Source organism: Anaeromyxobacter oryzisoli, from assembly GCF_022690765.1.
Classification (GTDB): domain Bacteria; phylum Myxococcota; class Myxococcia; order Myxococcales; family Anaeromyxobacteraceae; genus Anaeromyxobacter; species Anaeromyxobacter oryzisoli.
On record NZ_JALCZA010000131.1, the window covers coordinates 1 to 8,140 of the forward strand.

Genomic DNA, 8,140 nt, shown 5'->3' on the forward strand with positions numbered 1-8,140 from the left:
GCAGCACCTGGTGCACCTGCACGTTCGACGTCATCGCGTGGATGTCCGAGTACTTGAACGCCGACGTGAACGTGTCCAGCGTCCCAGGCCGCGACTTCGCCTCCCCGTGCGCCCACACCAGCCGGTGTGCGTATTCCGGCCAAGCCGATCGGCCATTCCGGCCGATGCCGATCACCCGTTCCGGCGAAGGCGATCACTCGGGGCGTGACGCCGCTGGGTAGGTCTACTTCGCCGGCTTCTGGCCCCTGGTCAAGTCCGCCTTCGTCTTCCTGATGGACTCGCCGCTGAGTTTCACCCGGTGAGCGTTGTGGACGAGCCGATCGCAGATCGCGTCGGCGATGGTTTCGTCGCCGATGACCGCGTGCCAGTTCTTGGGGTCGAGCTGGCTGGTTATGACGGTCGAGGACGTGCCGTAGCGATCCTCGATCACCTCGAGGAAGTCCTTCCTCTGGGCCGCCGTGAGCACCTCCATCCCGAAGTCGTCGATGATGAGGACGTCCGTCTTCGCCAGGCGGCGGAGCAGCTGGAAGTGGCTGCCGTCGGCGCGGGCCTGGGCGAGCTCGTCCAGGAGGCGCGAGGCGCGCCGGTACGCCACCGAGTAGCCCTCGCGACACGCCTTCTGGCCGAGAGCGCAGGCGAGGTAGCTCTTCCCGACGCCTGTCTGACCGCTGAAGATCACGTTCTGGTGGGCCTCGACCCAGCGGCAGGCGGCGAGGTCGAGCATCGTCGCCTTCTGCAGGCCTCGAGGGTGCTGGTAGTCGATGTCCTCGACGCACGCTTCTTGGCGGAAGCGCGCGTTGCGCAGCCGCCCGGTGAGCTTGCGCTGCTCGCGGTGGCTCCACTCCGCGTCGGCCAGGAGGCCGATGAGATCGAGCGGCGTCATCTCCTTCTCCTTCGTCTCCTCCATCCAGCGGCGCAGCGCCTCCGCCATCCCTTTCAGCTTCATCGCCACGAGCTTCTCCATCGTCTGCTCCACGAGCATGCGCTTCTCCCTTGCCTCGATGAGGTGGAGCGCCGGGCGTGGTGCCCGGCGCCGGGGCGCCGCGAGGCCGCGTCGGCGCGGTCTCGGGTGATCAGTGGTAGTAGCGGCCGCCGCGGACGTTCTCGTGGAGCGGCAGCGCCTGCTGCGGCTCGTCGCCGGGTAGCGGCAGCTGGTCGAGGTTGTGCCGCAGGATCGACGCGACGCTCCCGGAGTTGAGCGTCCGGAAGTGCAGCGCCCGCGCGGCGGCGCGCTCCACGCGCTCGGGCGGGTAGTCCTTCGCCTGGCGAAGGATCCCGAGGCAGGCCTTGAAGCCCTGCTGCGGATGGGCCTTCGAGGCCATGATCGCCTCGAGCAGCGCCACCGTCTTCGGCCCCGTCTTCTTCGCCCAGCTGGTGAGCCGCTCCGGCGTCCACTCCACCTGGTCGAGATGGGCGCGCGGCATGTGATGGTTCAGGGTAGTGTGCTTCCCCTTCGCGTAGCTGCGCGGGTAGCTCTCGATCCGGGTGCCGCGCCGGAAGATCTCGACGGTGGTCTCGGTGGCGCGCAGGTCGAGTTGCTCGCCGATGAGCGAGAAGTGGACGCTGTAGAAGTGGTCGTCGTGCTTAACGTGGTAGGAGAGGTCGACCCTCGGCCGGCTCCACTCGGCGTACTCGAAGGGGCGCACCGGCAGCGGCTTCAGCGCTCCCCGCTCGATCTCCTCGAAGAGCTCGCGCCGCGACTTTCCGAGGCGCCGCATCTTCCGGTGGTTCAGCTTCTCCAGCAGCTCCGCCACCGCGATCCGCATCTCCTCCAGGGAGTAGAAGGTGCGGTTCCGCAGCGCCGCCAGGATCCACCGAGAGGCGATCTGCACCGCAACCTCGACCTTCGCCTTGTCCCGCGGCCTGTACGGTCGCGCCGGGATCACCGCCGCCCCGAAGTGCGCCGATAGCTCCTCGTACGTTCGGTTGAGGATGGGCTCGTACTTCCCCGCCTTCGTCACGCCGACCCGCGGATTGTCGGGCACCCAGATCTCGGTGGTGCCCCCGAAGTACTCGAACGCGCGGACGTGGCAGCCGATCCACGTCGGCAGATCCTGGTTCAGCACCGGCTCCGCGTAGGTCAGGTTCGACGCGCCGAGCACGGTGACGAAGAGCACCGCCTTCCGGCACTCGCCGGTGAGCGGGTCCACTACGTCGAGGCCGCTGCCGCTGAAGTCGATGAAGGTCTTCTCGCCAGCGCGGTGGGCCTGCCGCATCGTCGCCGACAGCGGCCTCCCCCAGCGCAGATACTTGTCGCAGAACTGGCTGTACTGGAGGCCGCCCGGCGTCGCCTCCTTGTACTCCTGCCAGAGCAGCATCTTCGTCACGTGCCGCCGCTGCAGCTCGCGGTGGACGTAGGCCCAGTCGGGCTCAGGCCGGTTCGAGACTGGGTGGTGCTCGTCGGGGAAGAGGATCCGCTCGAGGGCGGCGTCGTCGTCGAGCTCCGGCGGCAGCGGCCACGTCAGCCCCCCGAGCGCGATGCGCCCCACGTACTCACCGACCGTGCTCGGCGACAGCCCGCACGCGCGCGCGATCGCCCGGTTCGACTGCCCGGCCTGGAGCCTCAGCCTGATGATCTCTCGCAGCTTCCGCATCGGTAGCCTCTCGGCCGCCATCCCGCCTCCTTGGTGAAGGCGGCATGAGCGGCGGACTACCCAGCGGCGTCAACGCGCCCGGGCGACCATCGGCGGTCACCCACAGGCTCATGCGTTCAGCGATCGGCTTGCTCCGGAATCAGTGATCGGCTTCGACCGGAATCGGTGATCGGCTTGCTCCGGAATCCGTGATCGGCATGGGCCGGAACCCGCACCGGTGCAGATCGTCGTACTGGTACGACGTCGTCACCTCTCCGGCGTGCGACGGATCCGCCTCCCCCAGCGCGTTCCGCAGCGTCAGCACGTTCCCCACCAGGTCGTACGCATAGTGGAGATCCTGCAGCAGCCGCTCCCCCGGCTTCTGCGTGTACACCGCCGAGAGCCGCCGCGTCAGCGGCTCGTACCCGTACCGCGTCACCACCCCGTTCCCCACCCGCTGGTGCACCCGCTGCCCGAACTCGTCGTACAGCAGCTTCGCGAGGTACGTCTCCGCCTGCGCCGCGTCGTGCCGCGTCGCAGGTCGCTCCCCGTGCGCCGCCTGCACCAGCCCGCCCCGGTCGCACGCGTACTTCAGCACCTCGCCGTCCGGCGATGAGCCAACGGCGGCTCTGGCTTCCTGGGACCTCGAGCGCGCGTCATGACGGTCCAGCAAATACCACCGACGATCGCCTACTTGCGTTGGTGATGCACCGGTCCCGCGTCATCCAGCGGACACGACTACTCTCGGTCGGGGTTCTAAAGCCGGCCATTCCCAGCGTGGACGCATGGACCGTAAACAGTTTTCGTGCACTACTCTCGGTGGGGGCCTTCGGGGCCGCGCGGTTGGGGCAGCGGGGCCGCCGTGTGGCCGCCGCGTCATTCGGCCCCTCAGACTCCCCCGCAAAATCAGCAACTTACCCGAGCGACGTCCCCGGTCTGCGTCATGAATCGAAATCGATTACTTTCGGTCGCGGCGCTGGGGCGCTGTGGCCCGCGAAAGAGCCTTTGCGCACTACTTCGGTCGGGGCCTCCGAACGGCGGCTCGGTCATCACGTGCTCGCCGGCCGAAGCGGCGCTCGGCGACCATCGACCAGTTTACTAAGAGCGAAAGCGCCGCGATTCCGTACGGAACCCCGATCATCGGCAGCCGGTTCGCCGCGATCACGAGCGCAACGAGCCCGCCGAAGAACGTCGCAAGGGCTATCCCCGCGACAGCGGCGCCGAGCAACCCGTCGCTCCGATCTCTCATGCTGCCGTAGCCAAAGCTCGCGAATAACGACGACATGAAGACGACCATGAAGCCCGGCACGGCCTTGATCGCACCCGCGTACCTCAGCACCTCCATCGGAATCTCCACCAGCACGATCGTCATGAGGAGCATATACGTGACGAGCCGGAACATGAGTCTCCAGTTAGAGGGCAGGACGCCAATCACGCGCCTCATCACTGCTTCTCCCATGCCGCCTGAATTGGGCTGGCGGTAGCGCCTACGGCCTGGCCCCAGACCGTCGCGAACTTGTGCGTCGCGTTCGGAGCGGCGACCGCTCGCCCCGCCCCGCTCGCCCCGCCTATCCAAGTCCCGGTCGCGGAGGCGAGCCGCTGCGACGAAGCGCCGGACGCGCCGAGTTGAAACCTCAGCCCCCCAGACTCGGCCGCCACGCCGAGGGCACCGCCAACCGCTCCCCAGAGCGCCGCGGCGCCGACACCGTCGAACGGCCGCGTACCGTCGATCTTGTTGTTCACGACGGTGGATGCGACGGACATGCCCGCACCTCCAGCTGCATTTCCAACGACGTTCACGGCGATGTTCGTAACGACCTTCGTGGCCACCGTCGAGCCCACCCTAGCCGCCGTCGCCGTTGCGAGCTTCGCGATCTGCCCGCCGAGACCGACGCCCACCGCACCGGACGCGGCTGCGATCCCGACCTTCGCGAGGCTTCCGCCGCTCGCGCGGAGGGCGCCCATATAGTCGCCCCTGTCGAGCGCGGCGGCCGCTCCCCTGATCGAAGCCTGGAGTTCTCCGGTTATAGCCTGACGCACGATCTCGGCGCCGCCACCAATCAAGGCCCCGATGAGCGCAAACTCGCCTTTCTCATCGGTCAGAAGAACCGGGTTATGGTGAACGTAGCCGTAAAGGTTAAGAACGGCCGGCGTGTGCACGCCTCCATTCGGCTCGCCCTGGAGGTAACGCCCCAGGATCGGATCGGCGTTCTTCCACAGTGCGGTACGTGGGTCGTAATACCTCGCCCCGAAGTAGTAGAGCCCCGTCTCCTCGTCGATCTCCTTCCCGGTGAACAGGAACCTCTGCCCCTTCACCGGCGACGCGCCGACGTCGCTCCTCGTGTCCCTCCACACCTCGCCGTACGGGAAGTACTCCACCCGCTCGTGCACCCGCGCGTTCTGATCCGTCACCCAGCTCGTCGAGCCCAGGTGATCCGGGTGGTAGTAGTACGTCTCCGGCCGCACCTTCGCGTCCGCGTAGTAGTCGTTCAGCACCGGGTCGCCGCCCGGCAGGTACGCGCACTTCTGCGGCTGGTAGTACGACGGGTCACACCCGCTGTCGTTGTTCACCGTCGTCGGTGTCGTCCCCGGCTCGGTGTCGGCTCCCGCGTAGCTTCGTGATCCACCGCCACCCTCTCGCCGGTTTCGGCCCCCGCCTCGAGCCCGAGGCCGGTGGTGGAGCGCGGTGATCGGGCTGGCCGGAAACTTCCCCACCGCCTGACTCTGGGTGACCCTGCCGGCGCGCGTCGGGCATGGGGCCCGGCCCGAAAGTAAAGTGCCCGCCACGGTTGGCGCCGTGCGGGCTTCGGCTGGTGCAAGTTCGGTTCCCCACCGGGCTCACCAGCGAGGAGTACGTTAAGCAGGAGGCGTGGCGCTTCGCAAGATTGGAGCGCTGCCCGTTCCACCCGGAAGGCGGCTGCGGTCTCGCTCGCCACGGCACCTACGCTCGCGTCTCGCCGCCGGGCTGCCTGATCGCCCGCTGGTGGTGCCCGACGGCACGCACCTCCATCAGCCTGCTGCCTGACTTCATGTGCTCGCGGCTCACGGGCACGTTGGCGGAGGTCGAGGCGGTGGTCGCGGCGGCCGATGCCGCGCCGACGCGAGAGGTGGCGAGCGAGGTACTGCGGCCGGACGTCGAGCTTCCGGGGGCGCTGCGCTGGCTTCGGCGGCGGACGCGGCTCGTGCACGCCGGGCTCGCCGCGGCGATCGGCCTCCTGCCCGGACTCCTCGCTCGATGTGAGCCCACCATCACCTCGGTCCGCTCGGCGCTCGGCGCCGAGGTCGCGCTCGTACGCCTTCGCGCCGAGTTGGTGCCGCACCTCGCCGCACTGCCGCCGCCGCTCGGTTTCGGCCCCCGCCCCGCGCAGCGGCGCTCTTCGCTCACCGCCCTCCAACAGGAATCGGGGACGGACCCACCGTCCGGCACGCGGTAGCTCCGAGGGCCGCCCCGATCCCGGGGCCTACCAGAGGAGACTCACCGTGAATGACGATGTGAAGAAGCGATCGGAGGAGGTCGCCCTGTTCCGCTTCGGGGTGATCGGGGACCTCGTGCACCTTCCGCCCGGCGCGAAGGGCCTTTACGAGCGGCTACGCGAGAAGGCCGACATCGACTACCGGATCCCCGGCTCGACACGCGTGCGGGTCGCCCCGGAGACGATCCGGCACTGGCTCAGGGCCTACCGCAAGGGCGGCCTCGAGGCGCTCGAGCCCCGGGTGCGCGCCGATCACGGTCAGTCGCACGCCCTGCCGCAGGAGGTCTCGGACCTCCTCCTCGCGATCAAGGACGACAAGCGCGATCTCTCGGTCCAGCTCGTCATCCGCGAGGCGATCGCGACCGGGAAGCTGCCGGAGGGGCTCCAGCTCGCGCCGAGCACGGTGCACCGGCTCCTCTCGCGCGCCGGCCTCATGGCGAAGGAGCCGGGCGCACCCACCTCGAAGGATCACCGCCGCTTCACCTTCGAGAAGGCGGGCGACCTGTGGATGAGCGACGTGATGCACGGGCCAGCCGTCCCGGTCGGCGGCAGGAAGCGCAAGGCCTACCTCATCGCCTTCATCGACGACGCGACCCGGGTCGTGCCCTACGCCGCATTCGCCCTGTCCGAGAACACCGCCGCCTTCCTGCCGGTGTTGAAGGAGGCGGTGCTGCGCCGCGGGGCCCCGCGACGTCTCTTCGTCGACAACGGCAGCGCGTTTCGCTCGCACCAGCTCGCCCTCGTCTGCGCGAAGCTGGGCATCACGCTCATCCACGCTCGCGCCTATCACCCCGAGGCGAAAGGGAAGATGGAGCGTTGGTTCCGCACGGTTCGGCTGCAGCTCCTCCCGCTGCTCCAGCCCGCCGACCTCGCGAGCCTCGACGCGCTCAACCGCCGCCTCTGGACCTGGGTCGAAGGCGAGTATCACCGCTCGCCTCACCGCGGCCTCGACGGCGCGACGCCCCTCGACCGGTGGGCCGCCGCCGCGGACGAGGTCCGCTATCTCGGCTCCGACATCGACGACCTCTTCCTCAACGAGGCGAAGCGGAAGGTCGCGAAGGACCGGACGGTGAGCCTCGGGGGCGTCATCTACGAGGTCGACGCCGCTCTCGTCGGAGCGGTGGTCACGCTGCGATACGACCCGTCGAAGCCCGGCCGCGCCGTCCAGGTGTGGGCCAAGGGCGAGAAGATCCAGGACGCCAGGCTCGTCGACGTCCATGCCAACTGCTTCGTGAAGCGCGAACAGCCCGAGGGGCTCCGCCTCGCCGACCTGGCCGGGGAGGAGGACTGACCATGTACCGCAAGCACTTCGGGCTCGCCCGTCATCCCTTCGCGAGGGACCTCGCCCCCGAGGACCTCTTCGCCTCCGCGGCCGCCACCGAGCTGGAGGTGCGTCTGCGCCACCTCCTCGACCTCCGCGGCATCGGCCTCGTCACCGGCGAGCCCGGGAGCGGCAAGACCACCATCTGCCGGAAGGTCGCGGCCTCGCTCCACTCCGGCCTCTACCGCGTCCTCTACGTGCCCCTCTCCACCGGCAACGTGACCGACATGTACAAGTCCATCGCCTGGGAGCTCGGCCTGCCGACCGAACGCAGTCGCGCCGCGCTCTACCGCGTCATCCGCGCCGAGGTGACCCGCCTTTGCCTCGAGACCAAGGTGCGGCCGGTCCTCGTCGTCGACGAGGCCCAGCACCTCCGCAGCGAGGTGCTCGAGGATCTGCGGCTGCTCACCAATTACGAGATGGACTCGCAGAACCGGCTCTGCCTCATCCTCGTCGGCCAGGCCGAACTGCGGCGCCGGATCGCGATGGCGGTGCACGAGCCACTCAGCCAGCGCGTCGTCGTCCGTCACCACGTCGGCGGCCTCACCCGCGACGAACTCGCTGCCTACCTGGTCCATCTCCTCCGGCTCGCCGGGACCGAGCTGCCTCTCTTCGAGCCCGCTGCGCTCGAGTGTGGCCGCCCAAGCTCGTTGATGGAGATGCGAACAGCCTGGCTGCTGTCCATCGCCGCTTGAGCGGGGCGCGCGCAGCGGCGTGATGGACATCGCCCGGCGCCCCGCCGCCGGGCCGAGACCACGGCGGCGAGGGCTGGC

8 protein-coding genes are annotated in these 8,140 nt (G+C 69.0%); 3 read left to right on the forward strand and 5 right to left on the reverse strand.

Going from position 1 to position 8,140, the window contains the following annotated elements:
* Positions 1-223 precede the first annotated feature (223 nt).
* From istB to MNZ27_RS22400, 5 genes are all read right to left on the reverse strand, one after another.
* A complete protein-coding gene (istB, locus tag MNZ27_RS22380; RefSeq protein WP_242396291.1) occupies positions 224-982 on the reverse strand; it encodes an IS21-like element helper ATPase IstB in 759 nt (252 codons plus the stop codon).
* Positions 983-1,073: 91 nt separating this feature from the next.
* The gene (gene istA, locus MNZ27_RS22385; protein ID WP_242396292.1) at positions 1,074-2,594 is read right to left on the reverse strand and encodes an IS21 family transposase; all 1,521 of its coding nucleotides are present in this window, start codon (positions 2,592-2,594) and stop codon (positions 1,074-1,076) included.
* A 139-nt stretch (positions 2,595-2,733) separates the two neighbouring features.
* Entirely contained in the window at positions 2,734-3,171 is a 438-nt protein-coding gene (locus tag MNZ27_RS22390; protein ID WP_242396293.1) for a hypothetical protein, read from the reverse strand.
* 414 nt (positions 3,172-3,585) lie between these two features.
* Entirely contained in the window at positions 3,586-3,975 is a 390-nt protein-coding gene (locus MNZ27_RS22395) for a hypothetical protein (protein ID WP_242396294.1), read from the reverse strand.
* A 41-nt stretch (positions 3,976-4,016) separates the two neighbouring features.
* Entirely contained in the window at positions 4,017-5,144 is a 1,128-nt protein-coding gene (locus MNZ27_RS22400; protein ID WP_242396295.1) for an RHS repeat-associated core domain-containing protein, read from the reverse strand.
* A gap of 314 nt (positions 5,145-5,458) precedes the next feature.
* Here MNZ27_RS22400 and MNZ27_RS22405 point away from each other — a divergent pair, with 314 nt between their 5' ends.
* The 3 genes from MNZ27_RS22405 to MNZ27_RS22415 are packed head-to-tail and all read left to right on the forward strand — an operon-like array spanning position 5,459 to position 8,062.
* Complete coding sequence (locus MNZ27_RS22405) at positions 5,459-6,007, forward strand: hypothetical protein (RefSeq protein WP_242396296.1); 549 nt, start codon at positions 5,459-5,461, stop codon at positions 6,005-6,007.
* A 46-nt stretch (positions 6,008-6,053) separates the two neighbouring features.
* Positions 6,054-7,337, forward strand: a complete 1,284-nt coding sequence (locus tag MNZ27_RS22410; RefSeq protein WP_242396297.1) for a DDE-type integrase/transposase/recombinase — start codon at positions 6,054-6,056, stop codon at positions 7,335-7,337.
* Between the two features lie 2 nt (positions 7,338-7,339).
* Positions 7,340-8,062 carry an ExeA family protein gene (locus tag MNZ27_RS22415; RefSeq protein ID WP_242396298.1) on the forward strand — a complete coding sequence of 241 codons (723 nt, stop codon included), beginning with the start codon at positions 7,340-7,342 and terminating at the stop codon, positions 8,060-8,062.
* Positions 8,063-8,140: the final 78 nt, after the last annotated feature.

Excerpts from the sequence above, each read along its gene's own strand:
- istB (WP_242396291.1), bottom strand. The coding sequence starts at position 982 with ATGCTCGTGGAGCAGACGATGGAGAAGCTCGTGGCGATGAAGCTGAAA.
- istA (WP_242396292.1), bottom strand. The coding sequence starts at position 2,594 with ATGCGGAAGCTGCGAGAGATCATCAGGCTGAGGCTCCAGGCCGGGCAG.
- MNZ27_RS22395 (WP_242396294.1), bottom strand. The coding sequence starts at position 3,975 with ATGTTCCGGCTCGTCACGTATATGCTCCTCATGACGATCGTGCTGGTG.
- MNZ27_RS22415 (WP_242396298.1), top strand. The coding sequence starts at position 7,340 with ATGTACCGCAAGCACTTCGGGCTCGCCCGTCATCCCTTCGCGAGGGAC.